Annotated in this window: 22 protein-coding genes; 10 read left to right on the plus strand and 12 right to left on the minus strand. The window is 67.3% G+C overall.

Annotated features, from left to right (window positions below):
• Positions 1–4: 4 nt before the first annotated feature.
• A complete protein-coding gene (locus AC3IPM_RS12655) occupies positions 5–1015 on the minus strand; it encodes an N-acetylornithine carbamoyltransferase (protein ID WP_489300234.1) in 1011 nt (336 codons plus the stop codon).
• 329 nt (positions 1016–1344) lie between these two features.
• Complete coding sequence (locus AC3IPM_RS12660; protein ID WP_489300235.1) at positions 1345–1911, minus strand: hypothetical protein; 567 nt, start codon at positions 1909–1911, stop codon at positions 1345–1347.
• Between the two features lie 191 nt (positions 1912–2102).
• Between AC3IPM_RS12660 and cysS the strand changes: the two genes are divergently transcribed.
• The 3 genes from cysS (at position 2103) to AC3IPM_RS12675 (ending at position 5268) form a co-directional block, all read left to right on the plus strand.
• Positions 2103–3473, plus strand: coding sequence for a cysteine--tRNA ligase (gene cysS / locus AC3IPM_RS12665; RefSeq protein ID WP_489300236.1), 1371 nt, complete (start codon positions 2103–2105; stop codon positions 3471–3473).
• A gap of 95 nt (positions 3474–3568) precedes the next feature.
• Positions 3569–4018, plus strand: coding sequence for a SufE family protein (locus AC3IPM_RS12670; RefSeq protein ID WP_489300237.1), 450 nt, complete (start codon positions 3569–3571; stop codon positions 4016–4018).
• Positions 4015–5268 carry an MFS transporter gene (locus AC3IPM_RS12675; RefSeq protein ID WP_489300238.1) on the plus strand — a complete coding sequence of 418 codons (1254 nt, stop codon included), beginning with the start codon at positions 4015–4017 and terminating at the stop codon, positions 5266–5268. Before AC3IPM_RS12670 ends, AC3IPM_RS12675 begins: the two co-directional genes overlap by 4 nt.
• Before the next feature lie 79 nt (positions 5269–5347).
• Here the strand turns inward: AC3IPM_RS12675 and dksA are convergent, their stop codons facing one another.
• The gene (gene dksA / locus AC3IPM_RS12680) at positions 5348–6592 is read right to left on the minus strand and encodes an RNA polymerase-binding protein DksA (RefSeq protein WP_489300239.1); all 1245 of its coding nucleotides are present in this window, start codon (positions 6590–6592) and stop codon (positions 5348–5350) included.
• Positions 6593–6864: 272 nt separating this feature from the next.
• Here dksA and yidD point away from each other — a divergent pair, with 272 nt between their 5' ends.
• From yidD to AC3IPM_RS12695, 3 genes are read left to right on the plus strand one after another with little or no spacing between them, the layout of a single operon-like run.
• Positions 6865–7122, plus strand: coding sequence for a membrane protein insertion efficiency factor YidD (gene yidD, locus AC3IPM_RS12685; protein WP_489300240.1), 258 nt, complete (start codon positions 6865–6867; stop codon positions 7120–7122).
• 1 nt (position 7123) lies between these two features.
• The gene (locus AC3IPM_RS12690) at positions 7124–8470 is read left to right on the plus strand and encodes a dihydroorotase (protein WP_489300241.1); all 1347 of its coding nucleotides are present in this window, start codon (positions 7124–7126) and stop codon (positions 8468–8470) included.
• A complete protein-coding gene (locus AC3IPM_RS12695; RefSeq protein WP_489300242.1) occupies positions 8470–9315 on the plus strand; it encodes a M23 family metallopeptidase in 846 nt (281 codons plus the stop codon). Before AC3IPM_RS12690 ends, AC3IPM_RS12695 begins: the two co-directional genes overlap by 1 nt.
• Before the next feature lie 69 nt (positions 9316–9384).
• On the opposite strand, the gene AC3IPM_RS12700 is transcribed toward AC3IPM_RS12695, so the two are convergent.
• From AC3IPM_RS12700 to efp, 5 genes are all read right to left on the minus strand, one after another.
• A complete protein-coding gene (locus tag AC3IPM_RS12700) occupies positions 9385–10092 on the minus strand; it encodes a squalene/phytoene synthase family protein (protein WP_489300243.1) in 708 nt (235 codons plus the stop codon).
• A 55-nt stretch (positions 10093–10147) separates the two neighbouring features.
• Complete coding sequence (locus AC3IPM_RS12705; protein WP_489300244.1) at positions 10148–10837, minus strand: phosphoglycolate phosphatase; 690 nt, start codon at positions 10835–10837, stop codon at positions 10148–10150.
• A complete protein-coding gene (gene ubiG / locus AC3IPM_RS12710; RefSeq protein WP_489300246.1) occupies positions 10830–11561 on the minus strand; it encodes a bifunctional 2-polyprenyl-6-hydroxyphenol methylase/3-demethylubiquinol 3-O-methyltransferase UbiG in 732 nt (243 codons plus the stop codon). Before ubiG ends, AC3IPM_RS12705 begins: the two co-directional genes overlap by 8 nt.
• Positions 11562–11577: 16 nt before the next feature.
• A complete protein-coding gene (locus AC3IPM_RS12715; RefSeq protein ID WP_489300247.1) occupies positions 11578–12921 on the minus strand; it encodes a TRZ/ATZ family hydrolase in 1344 nt (447 codons plus the stop codon).
• Positions 12922–13077: 156 nt separating this feature from the next.
• Positions 13078–13644: an elongation factor P gene (efp, locus tag AC3IPM_RS12720; RefSeq protein ID WP_489300248.1), complete on the minus strand. Its 567-nt coding sequence runs from the start codon at positions 13642–13644 to the stop codon at positions 13078–13080.
• Between the two features lie 124 nt (positions 13645–13768).
• Here efp and epmB point away from each other — a divergent pair, with 124 nt between their 5' ends.
• Positions 13769–14773, plus strand: a complete 1005-nt coding sequence (gene epmB, locus AC3IPM_RS12725) for an EF-P beta-lysylation protein EpmB (RefSeq protein WP_489300249.1) — start codon at positions 13769–13771, stop codon at positions 14771–14773.
• Between the two features lie 10 nt (positions 14774–14783).
• Here epmB and AC3IPM_RS12730 read toward each other — a convergent pair whose 3' ends face one another.
• The 3 genes from AC3IPM_RS12730 to AC3IPM_RS12740 are packed head-to-tail and all read right to left on the minus strand — an operon-like array spanning position 14784 to position 18658.
• Positions 14784–16910, minus strand: coding sequence for a putative bifunctional diguanylate cyclase/phosphodiesterase (locus AC3IPM_RS12730; RefSeq protein ID WP_489300250.1), 2127 nt, complete (start codon positions 16908–16910; stop codon positions 14784–14786).
• Complete coding sequence (locus AC3IPM_RS12735) at positions 16907–17839, minus strand: phosphate/phosphite/phosphonate ABC transporter substrate-binding protein (protein ID WP_489300252.1); 933 nt, start codon at positions 17837–17839, stop codon at positions 16907–16909. Before AC3IPM_RS12735 ends, AC3IPM_RS12730 begins: the two co-directional genes overlap by 4 nt.
• Before the next feature lie 51 nt (positions 17840–17890).
• On the minus strand, positions 17891–18658 hold the full coding sequence (locus tag AC3IPM_RS12740) for an RNA methyltransferase (RefSeq protein WP_489300253.1): 768 nt from the start codon (positions 18656–18658) through the stop codon (positions 17891–17893).
• Positions 18659–18777: 119 nt separating this feature from the next.
• Here AC3IPM_RS12740 and AC3IPM_RS12745 point away from each other — a divergent pair, with 119 nt between their 5' ends.
• Positions 18778–19605, plus strand: a complete 828-nt coding sequence (locus tag AC3IPM_RS12745) for an inositol monophosphatase family protein (RefSeq protein WP_489300254.1) — start codon at positions 18778–18780, stop codon at positions 19603–19605.
• Positions 19606–20315: 710 nt separating this feature from the next.
• Here the strand turns inward: AC3IPM_RS12745 and htpX are convergent.
• The gene (gene htpX / locus AC3IPM_RS12750) at positions 20316–21188 is read right to left on the minus strand and encodes a protease HtpX (protein WP_489300255.1); all 873 of its coding nucleotides are present in this window, start codon (positions 21186–21188) and stop codon (positions 20316–20318) included.
• A gap of 93 nt (positions 21189–21281) precedes the next feature.
• Between htpX and gluQRS the strand changes: the two genes are divergently transcribed.
• The gene (gluQRS, locus tag AC3IPM_RS12755) at positions 21282–22166 is read left to right on the plus strand and encodes a tRNA glutamyl-Q(34) synthetase GluQRS (RefSeq protein ID WP_489300256.1); all 885 of its coding nucleotides are present in this window, start codon (positions 21282–21284) and stop codon (positions 22164–22166) included.
• A 75-nt stretch (positions 22167–22241) separates the two neighbouring features.
• A complete protein-coding gene (gene phbB / locus AC3IPM_RS12760) occupies positions 22242–22982 on the plus strand; it encodes an acetoacetyl-CoA reductase (protein WP_489300257.1) in 741 nt (246 codons plus the stop codon).
• The last annotated feature ends 131 nt before the right edge of the window (positions 22983–23113 follow it).

Consider the following 23113-nt stretch of genomic DNA (forward strand, 5'->3'; position numbering starts at 1 on the left):
TCGATCAACGCCCCATCAAGGCCGACATGATCGCCTTCTGCACATGCAGGCGGTTCTCGGCTTCGTTGATGGCGATGCACTGTTCGGAGTCCATCACCCCGTCGGTGGCCTTCACATTGCGGCGCAGCGGCAGGCAGTGACTGAACACGCCGTTGTTGGTCAACGCCATCTTGGCCTCGTCGACGATGAAGTGCTTGAACTGGTCGCGGATCGGCTTTTCCGGCTCCCAGTTGCCGAAGAACGGCAGCGCGCCCCAGCTCTTGGCGTACACCACGTCGGCACCGGCGTAGGCGCTGTTGATGTCGTGGCTGATCTTCAGCGAGCCACCACTCTCGGCCACGTTGTCCTCGGCCCAGCCCATGTAGCGGTCATCCAGGATGTAGTCGGCGGTCGGGCACAGCAGGGTCACGTCCATGCCCATGCGGGTGGCGATGGTCAGCGCCGAGTTGGCCACCGCGGTGTTCAGCGGCTTGGGGTGGTAGGTCCAGGTCAGCACGTACTTCTTGCCGCGCAGGTCCTGGGTACCGAAGTGTTCCTGCAGCGCCATCACGTGGGCCAGTTCCTGGCACGGGTGGGTGATGGTTTCCATGTTGATCACCGGCACCGGCGAGTACTTGGCGAAGCTCTTGAGCACCAGGTCCTGGCGGTCCTGCGCCCAGTCGATGAACTTCGGGAAGGCGCGCACCGCGATCAGGTCGCAGTAGCGGCCCAGCACCTTGGCCACTTCGGCGATGTGCTCCTCGGTGTCGCCGTCCATCACCGTGCCCAGGTTGAACTCGATCGGCCATGCGTCCTTGCCCGGCTGCAGCACGATGGCGTGGCCGCCGAGCTGGAACGCGCCCAGCTCGAAGCTGGTGCGGGTGCGCATGGACGGATTGAAGAACACCAGGGCAATCGACTTGCCCTTGAGTTCGTCGCCCAGCTTGTTGCGCTTGAACAACGCGGCCTGGGTCAGCAGGGCATCCAGGTCAGTGCGGCTCCAATCCTGGGTGTTCAGGAAGTGCTTCAGGGACATCGATCGATCCTTTCGGGGGCGCCGAAGCGCGTTCATGGCTCAGGAAAACAAATACAGATGAAACTTTTCAAAACGCAGAAACGAAAAAACCCAGCACGGGGGCTGGGTTTTCCGAACAGACAGCACGAAGCTCCGGTTACCCAGCGAAAATGTGGGGTTCCGGTCGGCGGGCACGCGACGTCATGCCCGTAGCCATACGGGCGGCGCTGGTGTCGTGCTGGAAGTCGGTGAGTTTCATGGCCGCCCATCTTTGCATGCACCCGGGGCGGGTGCAAGACCTGAATGTCGCATCCGGCCGCCGGCATCTACCGATGGCCGCTACACCGGCGCTAGGGCGTGCCGACGCCGCCCTGCTCGGCACCGATCCAGGGGGTGACCGAGACCCGGATCTTCAGCCGGTTGCCCGGATCCTCGGGCAACCGCGAGCGGTACTTGGTGCCCTTGTAGACATAGTCCACGTCATAGGCGATCGGGCGGCGGAACTCACGGCCGACCGGGATGATGCGGCAGTCGCGGGTCAGCAGGGGGCCGTTGTTGGCAGCCGGCGCGTGGGCCTCGGCGACCGGGGCCATCTCTTCCTCGGTACCGTCTTCACGGCGGAAGATCGAGCGCACCGAGTCCATGAAGCGGCCGAAGCGGCCCTTGTCTTCCTGGGGCTCTTCCCCGGTCACGTTGACCGGGGCCAGCGTGCGGGTGGAGATCGGCTCGCAGTGTTCTTCGGTGCGGGTGGCCCGCAGGGTCTGGAACACCGGCTCGACGTTGAGCACCTGCGCGTAGTCGAACTTGACGTTCTCCACGATCACCACCCGGTTACGGGACTCGCCCTCCTGGGCGCACGCCATGAAGGCGGCGCTTCCCAGCAGGCAGGCCAGCGTCAACAACGAAGCGGATTTCATTGGCAACAGGAATGAGGACAAGGTGGATAGTTTAGGCAGTGACAGGCACAAGGGGCTGAACATTACCCTTCCGCGACGATTCTGCCCATAGCCCCCCACCCACCGGCCCGGCCCTTCAGGCGCCCAAGGGCCAGCGCTGGCCGCCGTTGTGCTCTAAAATCGAAGGCTTGCCCCCCTGCCCCACGGCCCCCATGACCTTGCGCCTGCACAACAACCTGACACGCCAGCTCGAACCGTTCACCCCGATCGATCCGGCTTGTCCGACCCTGTATGTCTGCGGCCCCACGGTCTACAACTACGTCCATATCGGCAATGCCCGTGGCCCGGTGGTGTTCGGGGTGCTGGCCGACCTGCTGCGGCGCCGCTTCGGCGGCCTCCGCTACGCCCGCAACATCACCGACGTGGACGACAAGATCAACACCGCCGCGCGCGAGCAGAACGTGCCGATCTCCACCATCACCGACCGGTTCGCCGCGGCCTACCGTGAAGACATGGCCGCGCTGGGCGTGGTGCCGCCGGACATCGAGCCGGAAGCCACCGCGCACATTCCGCAGATCGTCACGATGATCGACCAGCTGATCGCCGCCGGCCATGCCTATGCCGCCGAAGGCCACGTGCTGTTCTCGGTGGCCTCCTATGCCGACTACGGCAAGCTCTCCGGCCGCGACCCGGACGAGATGCTGGCCGGCGCGCGCGTGGATGTGGCGCCCTACAAGCGCGACCCGGGCGACTTTGTGCTGTGGAAACCCTCCAGCGACGACCTGCCCGGCTGGGACTCGCCCTGGGGCCGCGGCCGTCCGGGCTGGCACATCGAGTGCTCGGCGATGGCCGCCGCGCACCTGGGCGAAACCATCGACATCCATGCCGGCGGCGTCGACCTGCAGTTCCCGCACCACGAGAACGAGATCGCGCAGAGCGAATGCGCCCATGGCGGCCGCACCTTCGCCCGGTTCTGGCTGCACAACGGCATGCTCAACTTCGGCGGCGCCAAGATGAGCAAGTCGATCGGCAACATCGAGCGCGTCCACGACCTGGTCCGCCAGCACGCGCCCGAGGCGCTGCGCTATGCGCTGCTGTCGGCCCACTACCGGCAGCCGCTGGACTGGTCCGATGGCCTGATCGAACAGTCGGTGCGCACCCTGGACCGCCTGTACGGCACCCTGCGCGACCTGGCGCACGTCGCGGCGGTTGCTGCGATTCCGGCCGAGATCGAGGCCGCGTTGAACGACGACCTCAACACGCCACAGGCGCTGGCCGAACTGGCCCGCATCGCCGGCGAAGCGCGCAAGGCCGCGCCGGCCGAGCAGGCCCGCTGGAAATCGGCCCTGCTCGGCGCCGGCCTGGCGCTGGGCCTGCTGCAGCAGGATCCGGCCACGTGGTTCGGCAACGCCCCGGGCGACGCCGACGACGATGCCCGCATCCAGGGCCTGATCGACGCACGCAGCGCGGCCAAGCAGGCCCGCGACTTCGCCGGTGCCGATGCCATCCGCGACCAGCTGGCCGCCGAGGGCATCGTGCTGGAAGACACCGCGCAGGGCGTGCGCTGGGTGCGCAGGCGCTGATCGACCCCCACACAGACCCGGCCACGGACGGCCGGTGCATCCCTTGAACCATCACGGCCCGACCACGGAAGGCGAACACCGGCCTGGAGTCCCCCATGACCACCGCATCCCCGTTCCCGCTTGAAGCTACGGCTGCCGAAGCCCAGGCCGCCATCGCCGATGAATTCGCCTTCTTCGGTGACTGGTCCGAGCGCTACCAGTACCTGATCGACCTGGGCCGCAAGCTGCCGACCTTCCCTGAGGCCTGGAAGAGCGAAGAGCACCGCCTGCTCGGCTGCCAGTCGATGGTCTGGATCGTGCCGGAAGGCAACGCCGAGACCCTGCGCTTCCACGCCATCAGCGACTCGGCCATCGTGTCCGGGCTGATCTACCTGGCCCTGCGCGTCTACTCCGGGCGTTCGGCCGCCGAGATCCTGGCCACCGAGCCCAGCTACATCCAGGACATCGGGCTGTCGCGCCATTTGTCGCCCACCCGCAGCAACGGCGTGGCGGCGATGCTGGCCTTCATCCGCGAGACCGCGCAGTCGCAGCAAGCGCAATCGTGAGTGCCGGCCCGGTCGCCGAAGAAGGCGAAAGTACGCTGCAGCTGCTGGCACGGCCCGGCTTCTCGCTGGTGCTGGCCTACCGAATCTGCGCGATGCTGTCCTACCAGGTGGTGGCGGTCACGGTCGGCTGGCACATCTACGAAGTCACCCGCAATCCGTTCTCGCTGGGCCTGGTCGGCCTGGCCGAGGTGCTGCCGTTCTTCTGCGTGGCCCCGTTCGCCGGCTACCTGGTGGACCACCTGCCGCGGCGCAGGCTGGGCATCGCGGCCTGCAGCGGGCTGGTCCTCACCGCCGTGGTGCTGACCGCCGTCGCCCAGGGCTGGCTGCCCTTCCACGGCGTGTGGCCGATCTACGCCGCCGTCGCGTTGACCGGTATGGTCCGCGCGTTCCTGTCGCCGATCTACAACGCCTTGTTCGCCCGGGTGCTGGAACGCCGGCAGTACGCCCGTGGTGCGGGCGTGGGCGCGGTGGTGTTCCAGGCCGGCATGGTGCTCGGCCCGGCCTTGGGGGGCGTGCTGGTGGCCTGGGGCGGCAAGGGCGTCGCCTATGGCGTGGCTGCCGCCGTGGCCACGCTCGCACTGGGCTGCCTGGTGGCGCTGCGCGTGTCCGAACCGGTCCACACCGGCCCGGCCGCGCCGATCTTCAAGAGCATCGCCGAGGGCGGCCGCTTCGTGCTGGGTAACCGGATCATGGTCGGCGCGATGGCGCTGGACATGTTCTCGGTACTGCTCGGCGGCGTGGTGGCGATGCTGCCCGCGTTCCTGCATGAAATCCTGCACCACGGCCCGGAAGGCCTGGGCATCCTGCGCGCAGCCCCGGCGCTGGGCTCGGTATGCGTGGGCCTGTGGCTCGCGCGCCGGCCGCTGCAACGCAACGCCGGGCGCGTGCTGCTGTTCGCCGTGGCCGGCTTCGGCCTGTGCGTGATCGGCTTCGGGCTGTCGCACAGCTTCTGGCTGTCGGCACTGATCCTGCTGTTCTACGGCGCCTTCGATGGGGTCTCCGTCGTGGTCCGCTCGACCATCCTGCAGCTGGCCACCCCGGAGGAAATGCGCGGCCGGGTGTCCTCCATCAACGGCATCTTCATCAGCTCGTCCAACGAACTGGGCGCGTTCTACGCCGGCACCATGGCCAAGCTGCTCGGCCTGGTGCCCGCCGTGGTGCTGGGCGGGTTCGCGGTGTTGAGCGTGGCCGGCATCACCGCCTGGAAGAACCCGACGCTGCGGAAGTTGAATCTGCGCGATCTGCAGTGATCCAATCCGCGGCCCGGATCGCTCCCACGAAAAAGCCCGGCCGAAGCCGGGCTTATTCATGTCACAACGCAGGTAACGGTCAGTCGCCCTGCTGCTTCTGCATGTGCTCCCAACGCTCCTGGGCGTCGATGGTGCGTTCTGCAGTCAGGCGGGCTTCCAGACGATCCAGGCCGATCTCTTCGCCGGTGTCCACGCAGTAGCCGTAGTCACCATCTTCCAGACGCTTGAGCGTGCTGTTGATCTTGCCGATCAGCTTGCGGTAACGATCACGGGTACGCAGTTCCAGCGAGTTCTCGGTCTCGCGGGTGGCGCGCTCGGCCTCATCGCCGATGTCACGCACTTCTTCCTGGAGGTTCGCGATGGTCTGCTTGGATTCCTCGACCAGATCATTGCGCCAGTGCTGCAGGCGCTGGCGGAAATACTCCAGCTGCAGCGGGCTCATGTATTCCTCTTCCGCACTCGGCTTGTAGCCTTCGGGCAGGATCGGACGACCGGTGGCTTCGTCAGTCTTGTATTCCACCACCTTGACCTTGGTGCGCGGGGCCGGGGCGGACGAACGCGCTGCCACGGCAACGGCGACCTTGCCGACCGGACGCGACACGGGCTTGGGGGCGGACTCGGACTTGGCGGGGGTTTTTGCAGGCGATTTCGAAACGGGCACGGGATTCTTGTTTTGCGGGGCCTTGGAGGCGGCGGCAGCCTTCACCGGCACCGGCGCGGACGCCGGCGGGGTAACAGGTTTGGCCGCGCTCTTGGCCGGGACAGACTTGGCCGGTGCCGGCGGAGCCGGCTTCGGTGCGGACTTCACTACGGGTGCTGCAACCGGCTTGAGCGCCGGCTTGGCTGCCACGGGCTTGCTGGCAGTCTTGCTGGCCTTCACCGGCTTGGCGGGCGGCTGCTTGGCTGCCACCTGCTTGACCGGTGCGGGCTTGGAGGCCGGCTTGGACATTGCCGGCTTCACGGATTTCTTCACCACCGGCTTGCTGGCGGCGGCCTTCTTGACCGGCGCCTTGGCGACCGGCTTGGACGGCTTGGCCACGGCAGCCTTCTTGGCAACCGCCGGCTTGGTGGCCGCGACCTTCTTGACCGGCGCCTTGGCGACTGGCTTTTTGGCCACGGCTTTCTTCACTGCCTTGGCCGGGGCCTTGGCGGTCGATTTTTTCACGGGTGCCGTCCTGGCCGCCGGTTGTTTGGATGCAGGCTTGCCAGCCGGCTTGGGGGCCGGTTTTTTGGCAACGGACTTGGCCGCCAACTTCTTAGCAACAGGCTTGGCGGTTTTCTTGGCGGCCTTGACGGCCTTCTTTGCAGTTTTTTTAGCAGCCACGAAACGCTCTTCCTTGGATTCCCCGGGGCCCGGGAAAGCGGGCCTTTATAGCCTACCCGACCAGCAGCAGCAACCACACCGCCTGCTCCGTTCAGCCCCGGAGTCAAAGGCGTGGCGCCGGTCGCCCTGGTGGGCGGACCGAGCTGCGCAGTTCGGTACCTGACCCGGTGACAACACCGGGGCGACCCCGCCGCGCGCGTGGATGCGGACGGAGCCAACGTCCCATCCTGCGACAAATGCGCCCTTCATGCCAACTGCCTTAAGATTGGCAGGTGATCTCACGCCTGCTCATCGCCCTGCTGCGCTTCTACAAGCGCTTCATCAGCCCGCTGCTGGGGCCGCGTTGCCGCTTCATGCCCAGCTGTTCTGAATACGCCATGCAAGCCATCGCCACCCATGGTCCCGTACGCGGCAGCTGGCTGGCCGCGCGCCGGCTGGGCCGCTGCCATCCCTTCCATCCCGGTGGTATCGACGAGGTGCCACCGCGCGCCGCGCACGATCCTGCCTGCCGCTGCACAGGAAAACACTGAAATGTCCTCCACGCTCATCGTCAACGCCCGCCTGGTCAACGAAGGTCTCATCACCCAGGGCGACCTGCGTATCGAAGATGGCCGCATCGCGCAGATCGGCGCCGGCCTGGAACCCCGCCCTGGCGAAACCGTGGTCGACGCCGCCGGCCGCTGGCTGCTGCCGGGCATGATCGATGACCAGGTGCATTTCCGCGAACCGGGCCTGACCCACAAGGGCGACATCGCGACCGAATCGGCCGCGGCCGTGGCCGGTGGCCTGACCAGCTTCATGGACATGCCCAACACCAACCCGCCCACGCTCAACGCCGAGATCCTGCAGGCCAAATACGACGCTGCGGCCGGGCGTGCGCGCGCCAACTACGGCTTCTACATGGGCGCCAGCAACGACAACCTGGCCCACATCCAGTCGCTGGACCCCAAGACTGCACCGGGCATCAAGGTGTTCATGGGCGCTTCGACCGGCAACATGCTGGTGGACAACCCGGACACCCTGGACGCGATCTTCCGCGACGCGCCCACGCCGATCATCACCCACTGTGAAGACACACCGATGATCGACGCCAAGGCCAAGGAGTACGCCGAGAAGTACGGCGATGCGCTCAGTGCCGAACAGCACCCGGACATCCGCTCGCGCGAGGCCTGCCTGAAGTCCTCCGAGCTGGCGGTGTCGCTGGCGAAGAAGCACGGCACCCGCCTGCACGTGCTGCATATTTCCACGGCCGACGAACTCAAGCTGTTCGAACGCGGCCCGCTGATCCGCGCCGATGGCAGCCGCAAGCAGATCACCGCCGAAACCTGCATCCACTTCCTGCGCTTTGACCGCACCGATTACGCGCGGCTGGGCAACCTGATCAAGTGCAACCCGGCGATCAAGGAAGTCAGCGACCGCGAAGCGCTCACCCGCGCCGTGGCCGAGGACGTGATCGATGTGCTGGCCACCGACCACGCCCCGCACACCTGGGAAGAGAAGCAGAAGCCCTACTCCCAGGCCCCGTCCGGGCTGCCGCTGGTGCAGTACGCACTGGTCGCCGCGCTGGAGCTGGTGCACGAAGGCAAGCTGGAGATCACCCAGGTGGTGCAGAAGTTCGCGCATGCCCCGGCGCAGCTGTTCGACGTGAGCCAGCGCGGCTATCTGCGCGAGGGCTACTTCGCCGACCTGGTGCTGGTCGAGGATGTGCCGTTCACGGTCAAGCGCGAGGACGTGTTGTCCAAGTGCGGCTGGTCGCCGTTTGAAGGCACCACCTTCCGCTCGCGCATCGCCTCGACCTGGGTCAACGGCCAGCTGGCCTGGGACGGTACCCAGCTGGTGGGTGCGCCGAACGGCCAGCGCATGAGCTTCGACCGCTGATGCGGGCACGGGTGTTGAGTGCGGCCCTGGCGGCCGTAGGTGTCGCGGTGATGGGCAGCATGCTGCCCTCGCCCGCCGTGGCCCAGGCCGACGCACGCGTGGTGTTCCCGGCCAGCGCCTCACAAGGTGCGATGGTCATCGGCAAGGTGCCGGCCGGCAGCGTGGTGCAGTACGCCGGGCGCACGTTGCGGGTGAGCGGCTACGGCAGTGTCGTGTTCGGCATCGGTCGCGACGAAAAGGGCCCGCTGCAGGTGCAGGTGCAGCGCCCGGATGGCGGCAGTGACACGGTCAGCATCGCGGTGACCGCGCGTGACTGGCCCACCGAACGGGTCAACGGCGTGCCGCCCAAGACGGTCAATCCGCCACCGGCGATTGCCGAACGGATCAAGCGCGAGCAGGCCCAGGTTACCGCCGCACGTGTGCGCGACGACAACCGCGCCGACTTCGCCCAGGCCTTCATCTGGCCGGTGCAGGGTCGCATCAGCGGCCGCTTCGGCAATGCGCGGGTCTACAACGGCCAGCCCGGCGCGGGACACTCGGGGATGGATATCGCGGTGCCGACCGGTACCCCGGTCAAGGCGCCGGCGGCCGGCGTGGTGACTTTCGCCGGCCCGGACCTGTACCTGACCGGCGGCACCCTGCTGCTGGATCACGGCTTCGGGATCAGCTCGAATTTCCTGCACCTGTCACGCATCGACGTGAAGGTGGGCGATCGGGTTGAGCAGGGCCAAGTGATCGCCGCGGTGGGTGCCACCGGGCGTGCGACCGGCCCGCATCTGCATTGGGGCATGAACTGGTTCGATACCCGCATCGATCCGCTGCTGGTGCTCGAACGCGGCAAGTGAGTAGTGCCGGCCGCTGGCCGGCTCCTCGCATCTCTACCGGCAGCCACCGACCGTTGGTCGGTGCTTTCCTCAGCCCCGCCCCGCCCACCAGGTGCGCAACAACGTGCGCATCGGCGTGGCCTGCAGTTCACGCCCCTGGGCGCTGGCCTGCAGGCGCGTGCGCGCCAGCGAGGCATACATGCGGCGCGGACGCGGGCCGGCCACGCGGGCGGGCCATTTCGCCAGCAGCTGCTGCGCCCACTGCTGGGCGGCGTTGCCGTCATCGGCGGCCAGCAGCGAACGCGGCACTGCCGCCACCCCCGCCTCGTGCAGGCGCTGCGCCAGCGTCTGCAGCAGCACCGGGCTGGCCACGTCGCCGCGCGCGGGCGTATCAAACATCACCGCTTCCACCGCGGCCACGGCCGCGGCATAGGCCTGCAACGCGCGCATCGCCTGGGCCGGGTCGAGTGGCGCGGCACGCGCCTCGATCAGGTCCGGCAAGGTTTCGGCCAGCGCCGCCCACGGCGCACGCACCGGCTCCAGCAACCGCCCCAGCGGGTGCCGCGAACGCTGCGCCGACCAGCTACGCAGCTCTTCGCCCCACCAGGCCAGCTTGGCGTCGGACGGCATCGGGTCGCCGCTGGTGTTGAGGATGTCGTCGAATTCCTGCAACAGGGAAAACCAGGCCACCACGGTGTTGCGCTGAGCCTCGGGCACGAAGGGTTCGGCCACCGACCATTCCGGCCAGCGGGTTCGCCACTTGTCCAGGAAGCTGTCGAGGGCGCTGGAAGTACTCACGGGGAATCCTTTGAAGAGCGTGCCGACCAACGGTCGGCACCTACCAAATCTGTGTTCAGCGGGCCAGGGCGCGGGCCGGTGGCCAGCTGTCGGCGCGCTGCAGTTGGGCGGGGTGTTCGACCATGCGCTCGGCGCCCCATGCCAGCGGGTCGTCGGCGTCGAGCCGGTAGCCCCACAGGGCCGCCACCGAGGCCATGTCCGCAGCATTGGCGGCGACGATATCGCGCTCGTCGTCGCCGACATAGATGCAGATGGCCGGGTCGATCGCCAGGCGTTCGGCCGCGGCCAGCAGCGGCAGCGGATGCGGCTTGCGCTGGGCCAGGGTGTCGCCGCCGATCAGCACCTTGCAGCGCTGTTCCCAGCCCAGCTGCGGCACGATCAGCCGCGCCAGGTACTCCGGCTTGTTGGTGACGATGCCCCACACGCAACCGGCCGCGTCGAGCGCATCGAGCATCCCGGCCACGCCGTCGAACAGCACCGCATGCTGGCCGATCAGCGCTTCGTAGCGCTCCAGGAACTCGGGCACCAGCGCGTCGCGCTCCACCTGCCCCAGTTCCGGGAAGGCTACCGACACCATCGCGCGCGAGCCCTTGGACACCACCGGGCGCAATGCGTCCAGATGGATCGGTCCGCGCCCGCGCGCGGCCAGCATCGCATTGGCGGTGGCCAGCATGTCCGGGGCGCTGTCGAGCAGGGTGCCGTCCAGGTCGAACAGTACCGCCTGCGGGAAACCAGACTCAGCCACGGGCCGTCTCTTCGGGCTTGACCGCATGGGCCAGGTAATTGATGTCGGTACGGCTGCTCAGCCGCGCGCGGTTGCGCCACGGCTCGTAGGCCATGCCGCTGACATCGCGCAGGTTGAAATCGGTCTCGCGCAGCCACTTGCCCAGCTCGGCCGGCTTGATGAAATCCTGGTAGTGGTGGGTGCCCTTGGGCAGCAGCCGCGCCACGTACTCGGCACCGATGATCGCCACCGCGAACGCGGCCGGGGTGCGGTTGACCGTGGACAGGAACAGCTGGCCACCGGGCTTGAGCAGACGATGGCAGGCGGCGATGATCGCGCCCGGGTCCGGCACGTGCTCCAGCATTTCCATGCAGGTCACCACGTCGAAACTGCCCGGCTGTTCGGCAGCCAGGTCCTCGGCGGCCTGCAGGCGGTAGTCCACCTTCACGCCCGATTCCAGGCTGTGCAGGCGCGCCACCTTGAGCAGTTCCGGGGCCAGGTCGACTGCGGTGACATCCGCGCCTTCCTTGGCCAATGCTTCGCTGAGCAGGCCGCCGCCACAGCCGATATCCAGCACGCGCGCACCGCGCAGGCTGGCGCGCTGGGCCACGTACTGCAGGCGCACCGGGTTCAGCGCATGCAGCGGCTTCTGCGGGCCGTCGGCATCCCACCAGCGGTTGGCGAGGGCGGCGAACTTGTCCAGCTCGGCCTGATCGAAATTGGTGGAGGCGTGGGGGGTGTTCATGGGGATCCTTGGTGCGTCAAGCACGGATGTGTCGGATACGCTCGCGCCACTGGCGGGCATTGGCGACGATCGCGGCGGTGTCCATGCCGATCAGTTCGCGCTGCACCAGCTTGGGCTGTCCGGCGATCCAGACGTCGGTGACCTGGTGGCGGCCGGTGGCATACACCAGCTGCGAGAGCACGTGGTGCAGCGGCTGGGTTTCCAGCGCCGACAGGTCCACGCAGATCAGGTCGGCCTGCTTGCCCACTTCGATCGAACCGATGCGCTCGCCGAAGCCCAGTGCGCGGGCACCGCCCAGGGTGGACGCACGCAGCGTAGTGGCCGCATCCAGGCCGGTGGCATCGTTGGCCACGGCCTTGGCCAGGATCGCCGCGGTGCGGTTCTCGCTGAACATGTCCAGGTCGTTGTTGCTGGCGCAGCCGTCGGTGCCGATCGCCAGGTTCACCCCGGCGCGCTGCAGGGCGCAGGCCGGGCAGAAGCCGGAGGCCAGCTTGAGGTTGGATTCCGGGCAATGCACCACGCTGACGCCGCGCTCGGCGCACAGGTGGATTTCCGCGTCGGTCAGCTGGGTCATGTGCACCGCGATCAGGCGGTCGTTGACCAGGCCCAGCCGGTCCAGCCGCGCCAGCGGACGCTGGCCATGCAGCTTGATCGAGTCACTGATTTCCTGCGCGGTTTCATGCGTGTGCAGGTGCACCTGCATGTCCAGCTGGTCGGACAGCATGCGCACGCGTTCAAAGTTGGCGTCGTTCACCGTGTACGGCGCGTGCGGCGCGAACGAGGTGCCGATCAGCGGGTCGTTGCGCCACTGGTCGTGCAGCTCGCCGGCCTTGGCGAAGTACTCGTCGTCGGTCTTGGCCCAGGCGGTCGGGAAATCGATGATCACCGCGCCCACCAACGCACGGAAACCGTGCTGCTTGTAGACCGCGGCCTGGACGTCGGAGAAGAAGTAGTTTTCGTTGGCGCAGGTGGTGCCACCGCGCAACATCTCGGCGATCGCCAGGGTGGTGCCGTCGGCGACGAACTCCGGCCCGATCACTGCCGCTTCCACCGGCCAGATGTGCTGCTGCAGCCACACCATCAGCGGCAGGTCATCGGCCACGCCGCGCAGCAGGGTCATCGGGTTGTGGGTATGCGCGTTGACCAGGCCCGGCATCAGCGCCGCCTCGGGGCGCGAGACCACCTGCTTCGGTGCGAAGCGCGCACGTGCCTCGGCACGCGGCAGGATCGCGATGATCTCGCTGCCACGCACGGCCACGGCATGGTCTTCTAGCACCACCGCATGCGGTTCGATCGGGACCACGTAACCGGCTTCGATCAGCAGGTCGCAGGTTTCGGGAATGCTGGGGGCGTCGCTCATGCGGGGCTCACTGTAGGGGGCGGGCGACCCGAAGGCATGTGCGACCGGGAGGCTATGGAGGTAGAGCCGAGCCATGCTCGGCTGCACGGCTCGGCTGCGCGGTCCGGCAGACAGCCGAGCATGGCTCGGCTCTACCCGTAATCCGGCTTCGCCGGATTACTTGACGCGTGCGGAGTATTCGCCCGAACGGGTGTCGACCTTGATGATTTCATCCTGGTTGACGAACAGCGGCACGCGCACCACCGCGCCGGTTTCCAGGGTGGCCGGCTTGCCGCCGCCGCCCGAGGTGTCACCACGGACGCCCGGATCGGTTTCGGTGATCTTCAGCTCGACGAAGTTCGGCGGCTGCACGTAGATCGGCTCGCCGTTCCACAGGGTCACGATGCAGGACTCTTCGCCCTTCAGCCACTTTTCCGCGCCGCCCATGCCGGACTTGACGGCCTGGAACTGCTCGAACGATTCCGGGTCCATGAAATGCCAGTGCTCACCGTCGCTGTACATGAAATCCATGTTGGTATCCACGACGTCGGCCTTCTCCACGTCGTCGGTCGCCTTCATGGTCATTTCGACCACGCGGCCCGACTTGATGAAGCGGTACTTCATGCGGGTGAAGGCCTGACCCTTGCCCGGCTTGACGTACTCGGTCTCGGTGATGACCGCCGGTTCGTTGTTGATCAGGATCTTCATCCCGTTCTTGACATCGTTCATGCCAACAGTGGCCATGCTGAAACTCCTGAATGGGCAAACGCCGCGCAGGCGCGGCGAGCCGGATAGAATGGAAAACCCACCGGCACCGGTGGGGTGACTCGTTTTTCTGACCGACATGATAACCGCAGGCCCCCATTCCATGCAGCTTTCCGCCACGCCCCTGCCCACCCCCGTGCGCTGGCAACAGCTGTGGCGCCAGGCGGTCCGCGACCCGCGGATCCTGCTGCAGCAGCTGGGTCTGGAGCCGGACGCCCTGCCCCTGTCGGACGCGGCGGCCAGCCAGTTCGCGGTCCGCGTGCCGCAGGGTTTCATCGCCCGCATGCGCCCCGGCGACCGGCATGACCCGCTGCTGCGCCAGGTGCTGCCGATCAGCGACGAAATGCAGGTGGTGCCGGGCTTCAGCCTGGACGCGGTCGGCGACGGGCTGGCCAAGAAGGCCACCGGGGTGATCCAGAAGTACCGCGGCCGGGCCCTGCTGGTGACCACCGGCAGCTGCGCGATCAACTGCCGCTACTGCTTCCGCCGGCACTTCGACTACGGCAGCGAAAACGCGGCCCGCGAGGGCTGGCGCGAGGCAGTGGACGCCATCGCCCAGGACCCGGACATCGATGAGGTGATCCTGTCCGGCGGCGACCCGCTGTCGCTGGCCACCCACAAGCTGGTCGAACTCACCGATGCGCTGAGGACGATTCCGCACCTGCGCCGCCTGCGCATCCACAGCCGCCTGCCGGTGGTGCTGCCCGAGCGCGTGGACGACGAACTGGTGCAGTGGATGGCCAGCCTGCCGTGGCCACTGGCGTTCGTGATCCATGCCAACCACGCCAACGAATTCGACGCCAGCGTGGACACCGCGATGGCCCGGCTGCGTGCGGCCGGGGCCACCCTGCTCAACCAGGCGGTGCTGCTGCGCGGGGTCAACGATTCGGTGCAGGCCCTGCAGGACCTGAGCGAGCGCAGCTTCGCCGCCGGGGTGCTGCCGTATTACCTGTACCAGGTGGACCGGGTGGAAGGTGTGGCCCATTTCGAGGTCGCCGATGACACCGCCAAGGACCTGCACGCCCAGCTGACCGCGCGCCTGTCCGGCTACCTGGTGCCCAAGCTGGTCCGCGAGATCTCCGGCGACAGCAGCAAACGCCCGGTCTGAGCCGCGCGCCTCAGGCCCCCGATTCGATCAACGCCACCACCTCGGTGGCGCTCACCGGGTGGCTCAGCCAGTAGCCCTGGCCCAGGTCGCAGCCGCGCTGGGCCAGCAGGTCGAACTGCACTTCCTGCTCGATGCCCTCGGCCACCACGGTGATCCCCAGCGCGTGCGCCATGGCGATGATCGCCGTGGTCAGCGCAAGGTCGTCGGGGTCGCGCTGCATGTCGGCGACGAAGCTCTTGTCGATCTTGACGCCGTCCACCGGTACCTGACGCAGGTGACTCAGCCCGGAGAAGCCGGTGCCGAAGTCGTCCAGCCAGACCTTCACGCCGGTGCGGTGCAGCTTGTCCAGCAGGGCCGCCGCCAGCATTTCATCGCCGATCACCGCCGTTTCGGTCAGCTCCAGGTGCAGCCGCGACGCCGGCAGCCCGGTGTCGCGCAGGCAGTCGGCCACCAGGTTGGGCAGCTCGCCCCCGCGCAGCTGGCGCGGCGAGACGTTGACCGAGACGAACAGCCCCTCGCCGTCCACGCCATGCGGCCACTGCACGGCTTCCATGCAGGCCGCGCGCAGCACCTTGGGACCGATCACTTCGATCAGCCCGCTCTGCTCGGCCACTTCGATGAACACCGACGGCGGAATCGTGCCCAGGGTCGGGTGCTGCCAGCGCAGCAGCACCTCCACCCCGACCATGCGCCGGTCGCGGGTGCGGAAGATCGGCTGGTAGACCAGCCGCAGCTCGCCGCGCTCCCAGGCCCCGCGCAGCTCCTGCTCCATGTGCACGCGACGCTCCACCGCATGGTCCATGGCCCGGCTGTAGTAGCGGTAGCAGTTCTTGCCGGCCATCTTGGCCTGATACATCGCGATGTCGCCGTTCTTCAGCAGCGTGGTGGCATCGGCGGCATCGTCGGGGAACAGGGTCACGCCGATCGAGGTGCCCAGGAACAGCTCCCGGCCCTGCACCACCAACGGTTTGCCCAGCTCGCGCACCAGGATCTCCGACAGCTGGCGGGCACTGGAGGCCACATCGCCATCGCCCATCAGGATCACGAATTCATCGCCGCCAAAGCGTGCCAGCAGGGCCTCGTCGCCACCGGCCTGGGCCACCGCGGCGCTGATCCGCTGCGCGAACTGCAGCAGCGCCTCATCGCCAGCCTCGTGGCCGAGCGTGTCGTTGACCCGCTTGAAGTCGTCCATGTCGGCGAACAGCAGCGCCAGCCGATGGTTGGAGGCGCGCGCGGCCATCAGCCGGTGGTCCAGTGCCTCGCGGAAGGCCAGCCGGTTGGTCAGCCCGGTGAGCGCATCGGTATAGGCCATGTGCCGCACTTCGCGGTCATGCCGGGCGATCGACTCGCTCATCCGGCTGAAGGCGCGCACCAGTTCGCCCACCTCGTCGCGACGTTTGCTTTCGCGCAGCTGCGGGCGGTAGTCGCCGGCCTCGATCTGGCGCGCGGCGGCGGCCAGCCCGCGGATCGGGGCAACCAGGGTGCGCTGTACATAGATGATCACCACCACGCCGATCCCGACCAGCAGGCCCAGCATCAGCAACAGCCAGCCCAGGTGACGCTTGCCCACCTGCTCGAGGCGCTGGCCCAGGGTCTGGCTGGCACGTGCCTCCATCGCCTGCACGTCATCCAGCGCCATGCCCACACGGACCCCGCCAATGCGCTGGTTGCCGAGCATGATCGGCATCGCATTGTCGATCACCTTGGGCGATTCCTGCACCACCAGCCGCCGTGCCGACACCGCGCCGGCGGCAAGCGGATCGGTCATCGGCCGGCCGAAGTCGAGCACTTCGGTGGAGCCGTCGTGGATCAGCTTTCCGTCTTCGTCGAACACCAGCACGTAGCGCACCACCTGCTGCCGCGAGGTGTTGCGCACCAGCGCGCCGACCTGCTCCAGGTCGTTGTAGTACAGCGGGTTGGCCAGTGCATCGGACAGCTCGCGCGCCAGCGCTTCGCCGCGGCTGCGCACACTGCGATCGAACAGATCGTGGATGACGTTGCCGCTGAGGTGCTGCACCTCGTCCTGCATCGTGGCTTGGCGCCCGAGCACCACGGCCACGATGGCGACCACCACCAGCATCGCGCCGCCCATCGCCAGCACGAAGCGGGCCTGCATTCCGGAACCCAACGGCCTCATTCCACTTCCATCCGCACGCGTGCCAGTCCTTGTTTCAATTCATCCAACCGGCGCTGCATCTGCGCATCGACCCGGTGGAACCCGGAAGTACCAAAGAACTTGTCCAGCGCATCCTGCGCCTGTGGATCCCCTGCGGCTTCCAGCAGCACCTGCTGCAGGCGGTCGCGCACCCTGGGGTCGAGCCCGGCACGCACCACTTCCACGGCACGCGGGTACGGCTCGGTGCGGTGGATGACGCGGAAGTCGCGCAGGAAGCTCGGCGGGATGCGGTGCGCATCGGACCAGTCCACGCTGCTGACCGCACCGGCATCGACCACGCCCTTGTGCACGTAAGTGGCGATATTGCCTTCGGTACGCGCGAACACATAGCCCACGGTGTCCGGGGCGGCGGCATCGCGCGCCGACAGCAGGATTTCAGGGGTCAGGCCCTGCTGCAGCAAGGTCATCACCGGCACCAGGTAAGCACTGGTGGAGGCCACGTTCTGCAGGGCCAGCGTGCGCCCCTTGAGGTCGGCCAGGCTGACGATGGGGCTGTCGCGGCGGACGAAGAACAGGGTCTGGTAGTCGCGCACGCCGCTGCGCTCGGTCAGCAGCAGCGGCTGGGCACCACTGCGCAGGCCCAGCGCGACGGCGGTGCCGGAGGTCTCGGTAACCCAATCCACGCGGCCACGGCGCAGGTAACTGGCCATCTGCTGGGCATCGGGCGCCATCAGGATGCGGCCTTCGGTGATGCCGACATCGCGCATGCGCGGGACCACATAATCGAGCAGGGGTTGCAGTTGCGCATAGTGGGACTTGGGGTTGTCGCTGATCCGGCCCAGCACCAGCACGTTGCGGGGATCTGCGTTCGCCGGCCCGGTCATCAACGCGATGACCAGACACAGCAGCCCCCCCTGCAACAGCCAGCGCAGACCAGACAATCGCATCACTCCCCCGAGGTATCCGAACAGCCTACCCGAAAAAGTGAGAACTGCGTCAGCTCATTCGGGCTTATTTGTCGCGATTCTCGCCATGCGCTGGGCATCGGCAAGGATGCCGCGCAGCAAGCGTACTTCCTGCTCGCTCAGGTCGGTACGCAGGAACAGGCGGCGCAGCTTGCGCATCGCCGAGTCCGGGGCGCGGCCCTTGTGGAAGTCGATCTCGTCCAGGGTCTGGCCGAGCTGTCCGAACAGGCCCTCGACCTGCGCATGGCTGGCCGGCTGCTCACGATGTTCCGGGTCGGCCGGGGCGGCACCCGCCGCGCCACCGAGGTGGGCCATGCGCAGTTCATACGCCAGCACCTGCACGGCGGCCGCCAGGTTCAGCGAACTGAAATCGGGGTTGGAGGGGATGTGCACGGCCAGGTGGCACAGCTGCAGCTCTTCATTGGTGAGCCCGGTGCGCTCGCGGCCGAACACGATGGCCACCTCGGCCGGCTCGGCGGCCATGGCCAGGGCGCGCTGGGCGGCAACGGTGGGCAGCAGCTCCTCCAGCTGGACCCGGCGGGCCCGGGCGGTGCAGCCCAGCACGAGCCGGCAGTCGGCCACGGCCTCGGCCAGGGTGGCCACCACGGGGGCGTCGCCGAGCACGTCGTCGGCGCCGGCCGAGCGCCGGAAGGCCTCTTCGTCCAGCGGTTTTTCCGGTGCGACCAGCACCAGCCGGGCCAGGCCCATGGTCTTCATGGCGCGCGCGGCGGCGCCCATGTTGCCGGGATGCTGGGTGCCGACGAGGACGAAACGGATGCGGGTAGGAGCGGTTTGTGTGGACATGAACAGGCCAGACGCGAGCAGGACAGCCACAAATGGTAAACTGTGTGACCGGCCTCTGCGCCGGGACCGCTCTTTTCCCCCGCCAAACCCCTACTCTGCCTTTACGGGAGCTTTTCGCCATGCAGAAACCCGCCGTCACCGTCATGGTCAAGGCCGCCCGCCTCGCAGGAAACGTCCTGTTGCGCAACATCAACAAGCTCGAGGCGTTGAACGTCGTGCAGAAGGGCCGCATGGACTATGCCAGTGAAGTCGATGCGGACGCGGAAAAGGTCATCGTCAAGGAGCTCAAGCGTGCCTATCCCGAATACGGGATCATGGCCGAAGAAGGTGGCGTGCAGGGGGCGAACCGTTACATGTGGGTGATCGACCCGCTGGACGGCACCAGCAACTACCTGCGTGGCTTTCCGCACTACTGTGTCTCGATCGCCCTGGTCGAAAATGGCGAGCCGATCGACGCGGTGATCTTCGATCCGCTCCGCAATGAACTGTTCACGGCCAGCCGCGGCGCTGGTGCGGTGCTGAACGACCGTCGTATCCGTGTGGCCGACCGCAAGGACATGGCCGGTGCGATGATCCACACCGGTTTCGCCCCGCGCGAGCGTCAGCGTACGAGTGCACAGCTGAAGGCCGTGGATGCCCTGCTGGTGCACGCCGAAGACGTGCGCCGCACGGGTTCAGCCGCCCTGGATCTGGCCTATGTGGCCTGTGGCCGTGCCGATGCGTACTTCGAGGCCGGCGTGAAGGCCTGGGACATCGCCGCTGGCGTGCTGCTGGTGCGCGAGGCCGGTGGCCGGGTCTGCGATTTCAAGGGCGCGACGCCGGCCCGGATGGACAGCCGCGGCCCGGAAACCCAGCAGATCGTGGCTGGCAACGTGAAGAACACTGATGTGCTGCAGAAGGTTCTGGTCAACACGGGCTACGCGGCCGAGTTCGACGCGAAGTTCTGATCGACTGCAGAAGCAAGACCACGAAAACGGCGCCCTCGGGCGCCGTTTTCGTTTGGGTCGATTTCTGCTGGCACCTAACATCAAAAGCAAAAGCAACAGCAACAGCAACAGCAACAGCAACAGCAACGGCAACGGCGTCGTTTGCGCCTTCTTCCTGGCTAGGGCTGGCAGGTTTGGGGGCAGCGGGACACGCCGTGAACCCGTCCATGGGGGCTTGTTCACAACATCCATGTTGTGAACAGTCCCGCCGCCCCCAAACCCGCCAGCCCTTAGATAGAGGGTTGGTGGCCCATGGGAAAGCGGACTGCTCCACTGCGCCTTGCAGCGCGGGCGGATGAGCGGATGAGCGGATGAGCGGATGAGCGGATGAGCGGATGAGCGGATGAGCATGAACAGCCTGCGAGGTTTCGCGCCGGACGTCCCGGTCTACCTGGCGGCGTTTGGTTGGTGCCTTTGCTGGCTCCAGCCGCCCACATGAAACCGTCGAGAGGAGGGTGGGTTTCCCAACCCAGGACTGTTCACAACATGGATGTTGTGAACAAGCCCCCATGGACGGGTTCACGGCGTGTCCTGGGTTGGGAAACCCGCCCTCCTCCCGTCAGGAACAATCAAAACGCTGCTTTGGCTCTGGCTTTGGTTTTGGGCTCCAGACGCAAAAACAAAGCGCCCGGCCAAGGCCGGGCGTCCAGTCTCTCAGGTCAAGTGCAACTTCAGACCACCGTATTCCCGGCAGCACGCAGCGCGGCGATGCGCTCGTCCAGCGGCGGGTGGCTCAGGAACAGCTTCTTGGCCGTCGCCCCGGCAATACCGAACGCTGCGATCTGCGTCGGCAGCGTGCTCTGGCCGTGGTTGACCTTCAGCCGCTCCAGCGCCGCGATCATCTTCTGGCGACCGGCCAGATGCGCACCGCCCGCGTCCGCGCGGAACTCGCGGTGGCGCGAGAACCACATCGTGATCATCGTTGCGAAGATACCGAACACCATCTCCAGCACGAACACGATGATGTAGTAGGCGAAGCCACGCCCGCCGCCCTCACGGTTGCCCGACAGCGCACTGTCGATCACACCGCCCACCACCCGCGCCAGCACGATCACGAACGTATTGAGCACGCCCTGCAACAGCGCCATCGTGATCATGTCACCGTTGGCCACGTGTGCGATCTCGTGGCCCAGCACCGCCTCGGCCTCGTCTTCGCTCATGTTCTGCAACAGGCCCGTGGAAACGGCCACCAGCGCCTTGTTGCGGTTGGCGCCCGTCGCGAACGCGTTGATTTCCGGGCCCTCGTAGACCGCCACCTCCGGCATCCCGATACCGGCCTCGCGCGCCTGGCGCTCCACCGTGGCCAGCAGCCAGCGCTCGGTCGGATTGCGCGGCTCGGTGATCACCACCGCGCCCGTCGACCGCTTGGCCATCCACTTGGACAGCAGCAGCGAAATCAGCGAACCGCCAAAGCCGAAGATGGCCGCAAACACCAGCAGGCCACTCATCTGGCCGGAGTTTACCCCCAGCAACGACATCACCACGCTGGCCAGGGCCAGCACGGCGAAGTTGGTCAGAAGGAAGAGACTAATGCGAGTGAACATGGCGAAATAACGCTCTAAAGAGGTTGATGACTGCAAATCTGCGGGGACAACCGGTTGAATTCAAGTCGCAAACTGACCGACGATTCATAGTTCATGCCCAACGCCCCCTACCACGGCCGCTTCGCGCCCTCGCCCACCGGCCCCCTGCACCCCGGCTCGCTGCTGGCCGCGCTGGGCAGCTGGCTGCTCGCCCGCCACGCCGGCGGCCAGTGGCAGGTGCGGGTGGAGGACGTCGACCCGCCGCGCACCGTCCCCGGTGCCGTGCAGCAGCAACTGGCCACGCTGGCGGCGTTCGGCCTGACCGGCGATGGCCCCATCGTCCACCAGAGCCAGCGCGGCGCGCTGTACCAGGCCGCCGTGGACCGCCTGCTGCGCGAGGACAAGGCCTTCGCCTGCCACTGCAGCCGCAGCGAGCTGGCCGCCCAACAGGGCATCCACCACCACTGTGTGGCACGCAGCGCGCGCGCCCAACCGGCCATCCGCCTGCGGGTGCCGCCGGGCAGCGTGGTCGGCTTCGTGGATGGCCTGCGCGGCCCGATCCAGCAGGACGTGCATGCCGATGTCGGCGATTTCGTGCTGCGCCGTGCCGACGGCTACTGGGCCTACCAGCTGGCCGTGGTGGTCGACGATGGCGCCCAGCACATCACCAACGTCGTGCGCGGCGCCGACCTGCTCGACTCCACCCCGCGCCAGATTCTGCTGCAGCAGGCGCTGCGCCTGCCCACCCCGGCCTACCTGCACCTGCCGCTGCTGCTGGACGCGCTCGGGCGCAAGCTGTCCAAATCCGATGCGGCCACCCCGATCGATCCCGCCCACCCCCTGCCCGCGCTGCGCCAGGCCTGGGCCCAGCTGGGCCAGGCGCCCGCCGCGCTGGCGCGTGCCGACAGCGTTGCCGAGGCCCTGCGGCAGGGCCGCCGCCACTTCGATCCTGCCCACCTGCCGCGCTCGGATATCAGCTTGACCGACGTCGGCCGCTGAGCCGCCCCATTTTCCGCGCCGATGTTGCAGAATCGCTTTCCCCCTTGTTGGCCCTGCCTTTCGGAGTAGCTGCTCATGACATCTCGCGTCGCACTGGTCACCGGCGGTACCGGCGGCATTGGTACTGCCATCTGCCAACGCCTGGCCGACCAGGGCCATCGGGTCGCCACCAACTACCGTGACGAGGCCAAAGCCCGCGCCTGGCGCGAGATGATGCTGACGCGCGGCTGCGATGTGGCCATTTTTCCGGGCGATGTTTCCGATCCGGACACCGCCGAGGCCATGGTGCACGCCGTTGAAGCCGCGCTCGGCCCGGTCGAGATCCTGATCAACAACGCCGGCATCACCCGCGACACCACCTTCCACCGCATGCGCGCGGACCAGTGGCACGACGTGATCAACACCAACCTCAATTCGGTGTTCAACGTCACCCGCCCGGTCATCGAAGGGATGCGCCGCCGCGGCTGGGGCCGGGTCATCCAGATCAGCTCGATCAACGGCCTGAAGGGCCAGTACGGCCAGGCCAACTACGCGGCGGCCAAGGCCGGCATGCACGGTTTCACCATCTCGCTTGCGCGCGAGAACGCCGGCTTCGGCATTACCGTCAACACCATCTCGCCCGGTTACGTGGCCACCGACATGGTGATGGCCGTGCCCGACGAGGTGCGCGCCAAGATCATCGCCGACATCCCCACCGGCCGCCTCGGCAAGCCGGAGGAAATCGCTTACGCGGTGGCCTTCCTGGTCAACGAAGAAGCGTCGTGGATCACTGGCTCCAACCTGGATATCAACGGTGGCCACCACATGGGGTGGTAATGCTGCACCGCGCGCAAATCCATGCTGCGCAACATGAATTGCCCGCTATACCCCACCGCATGGGCCTTCCGGCGGTTGCAACCGCTGCTGCACTGCGCCATGCTGCGCGCCTACTGTGATGAGTGACCGTT

The sequence above is a fragment of the Stenotrophomonas sp. GL_111 genome (assembly GCF_057835245.1).

Excerpts from the sequence above, each read along its gene's own strand:
- phbB (WP_489300257.1), top strand. The coding sequence starts at position 22,242 with ATGACATCTCGCGTCGCACTGGTCACCGGCGGTACCGGCGGCATTGGT.
- gluQRS (WP_489300256.1), top strand. The coding sequence starts at position 21,282 with ATGCCCAACGCCCCCTACCACGGCCGCTTCGCGCCCTCGCCCACCGGC.
- AC3IPM_RS12695 (WP_489300242.1), top strand. The coding sequence starts at position 8,470 with ATGCGGGCACGGGTGTTGAGTGCGGCCCTGGCGGCCGTAGGTGTCGCG.
- AC3IPM_RS12745 (WP_489300254.1), top strand. The coding sequence starts at position 18,778 with ATGCAGAAACCCGCCGTCACCGTCATGGTCAAGGCCGCCCGCCTCGCA.
- efp (WP_489300248.1), bottom strand. The coding sequence starts at position 13,644 with ATGGCCACTGTTGGCATGAACGATGTCAAGAACGGGATGAAGATCCTG.
- epmB (WP_489300249.1), top strand. The coding sequence starts at position 13,769 with ATGCAGCTTTCCGCCACGCCCCTGCCCACCCCCGTGCGCTGGCAACAG.
- AC3IPM_RS12670 (WP_489300237.1), top strand. The coding sequence starts at position 3,569 with ATGACCACCGCATCCCCGTTCCCGCTTGAAGCTACGGCTGCCGAAGCC.
- AC3IPM_RS12660 (WP_489300235.1), bottom strand. The coding sequence starts at position 1,911 with ATGAAATCCGCTTCGTTGTTGACGCTGGCCTGCCTGCTGGGAAGCGCC.
- AC3IPM_RS12715 (WP_489300247.1), bottom strand. The coding sequence starts at position 12,921 with ATGAGCGACGCCCCCAGCATTCCCGAAACCTGCGACCTGCTGATCGAA.
- AC3IPM_RS12690 (WP_489300241.1), top strand. The coding sequence starts at position 7,124 with ATGTCCTCCACGCTCATCGTCAACGCCCGCCTGGTCAACGAAGGTCTC.
- ubiG (WP_489300246.1), bottom strand. The coding sequence starts at position 11,561 with ATGAACACCCCCCACGCCTCCACCAATTTCGATCAGGCCGAGCTGGAC.
- AC3IPM_RS12655 (WP_489300234.1), bottom strand. The coding sequence starts at position 1,015 with ATGTCCCTGAAGCACTTCCTGAACACCCAGGATTGGAGCCGCACTGAC.
- htpX (WP_489300255.1), bottom strand. The coding sequence starts at position 21,188 with ATGTTCACTCGCATTAGTCTCTTCCTTCTGACCAACTTCGCCGTGCTG.
- cysS (WP_489300236.1), top strand. The coding sequence starts at position 2,103 with ATGACCTTGCGCCTGCACAACAACCTGACACGCCAGCTCGAACCGTTC.
- AC3IPM_RS12730 (WP_489300250.1), bottom strand. The coding sequence starts at position 16,910 with ATGAGGCCGTTGGGTTCCGGAATGCAGGCCCGCTTCGTGCTGGCGATG.
- AC3IPM_RS12740 (WP_489300253.1), bottom strand. The coding sequence starts at position 18,658 with ATGTCCACACAAACCGCTCCTACCCGCATCCGTTTCGTCCTCGTCGGC.